The 1,870-nt window shown below is 53.2% G+C and carries 1 tRNA gene and 1 rRNA gene; both read left to right on the top strand.

What is annotated here, in order from left to right:
* Window positions 1-3 precede the first annotated feature (3 nt).
* A 16S ribosomal RNA gene (locus tag AOY24_RS23200) occupies window positions 4-1,545 on the top strand.
* Window positions 1,546-1,631: 86 nt separating this feature from the next.
* Window positions 1,632-1,707 (top strand) — tRNA-Glu (locus tag AOY24_RS23195).
* Window positions 1,708-1,870: the final 163 nt, after the last annotated feature.

Genomic DNA, 1,870 nt, shown 5'->3' with positions numbered 1-1,870 from the left:
CTTAAATTGAAGAGTTTGATCATGGCTCAGATTGAACGCTGGCGGCAGGCCTAACACATGCAAGTCGAACGGTAACAGGAAGCAGCTTGCTGCTTTGCTGACGAGTGGCGGACGGGTGAGTAATGTCTGGGAAACTGCCCGATGGAGGGGGATAACTACTGGAAACGGTAGCTAATACCGCATAATGTCGCAAGACCAAAGAGGGGGACCTTCGGGCCTCTTGCCATCGGATGTGCCCAGATGGGATTAGCTTGTTGGTGAGGTAACGGCTCACCAAGGCGACGATCCCTAGCTGGTCTGAGAGGATGACCAGCCACACTGGAACTGAGACACGGTCCAGACTCCTACGGGAGGCAGCAGTGGGGAATATTGCACAATGGGCGCAAGCCTGATGCAGCCATGCCGCGTGTATGAAGAAGGCCTTCGGGTTGTAAAGTACTTTCAGCGGGGAGGAAGGGGTTAAGGTTAATAACCTTAGCCATTGACGTTACCCGCAGAAGAAGCACCGGCTAACTCCGTGCCAGCAGCCGCGGTAATACGGAGGGTGCAAGCGTTAATCGGAATTACTGGGCGTAAAGCGCACGCAGGCGGTCTGTCAAGTCGGATGTGAAATCCCCGGGCTCAACCTGGGAACTGCATTCGAAACTGGCAGGCTTGAGTCTCGTAGAGGGGGGTAGAATTCCAGGTGTAGCGGTGAAATGCGTAGAGATCTGGAGGAATACCGGTGGCGAAGGCGGCCCCCTGGACGAAGACTGACGCTCAGGTGCGAAAGCGTGGGGAGCAAACAGGATTAGATACCCTGGTAGTCCACGCCGTAAACGATGTCTATTTGGAGGTTGTGCCCTTGAGGCGTGGCTTCCGGAGCTAACGCGTTAAATAGACCGCCTGGGGAGTACGGCCGCAAGGTTAAAACTCAAATGAATTGACGGGGGCCCGCACAAGCGGTGGAGCATGTGGTTTAATTCGATGCAACGCGAAGAACCTTACCTGGTCTTGACATCCACAGAACTTGGCAGAGATGCCTTGGTGCCTTCGGGAACTGTGAGACAGGTGCTGCATGGCTGTCGTCAGCTCGTGTTGTGAAATGTTGGGTTAAGTCCCGCAACGAGCGCAACCCTTATCCTTTGTTGCCAGCGGTCCGGCCGGGAACTCAAAGGAGACTGCCAGTGATAAACTGGAGGAAGGTGGGGATGACGTCAAGTCATCATGGCCCTTACGACCAGGGCTACACACGTGCTACAATGGCATATACAAAGAGAAGCGACCTCGCGAGAGCAAGCGGACCTCATAAAGTATGTCGTAGTCCGGATTGGAGTCTGCAACTCGACTCCATGAAGTCGGAATCGCTAGTAATCGTGGATCAGAATGCCACGGTGAATACGTTCCCGGGCCTTGTACACACCGCCCGTCACACCATGGGAGTGGGTTGCAAAAGAAGTAGGTAGCTTAACCTTCGGGAGGGCGCTTACCACTTTGTGATTCATGACTGGGGTGAAGTCGTAACAAGGTAACCGTAGGGGAACCTGCGGTTGGATCACCTCCTTACCTTAAAGAACCTGCCTTTGTAGTGCCCACACAGATTGTCTGATGAAAAGTAAAAAGCAAGGCGTCTTGCCGAAGCAGACTTCAGTGTCCCCTTCGTCTAGAGGCCCAGGACACCGCCCTTTCACGGCGGTAACAGGGGTTCGAATCCCCTAGGGGACGCCACTTGCTGGTTTGTGTGAGTGAAAGTCGCCGGCCTTTGTATCTCAAAACTGACTCAGCGAGTCATGTTTGAGATATTTGCTCTTTAAAAATCTGGATCAAGCTGAAAATTGAAACGACACACTGTTAATGGTGTGTTCGAGTCTCTCAAATTTTCGCAATCAGA

Origin of the sequence: Citrobacter sp. CtB7.12, assembly GCF_001297795.1 — a bacterium.
Taxonomy (GTDB): Bacteria; Pseudomonadota; Gammaproteobacteria; order Enterobacterales; family Enterobacteriaceae; genus Citrobacter_A; species Citrobacter_A amalonaticus.
The sequence above is the reverse complement of the archived record's forward strand: the minus strand, read 5'-3'. Positions and strand labels throughout refer to the sequence as shown.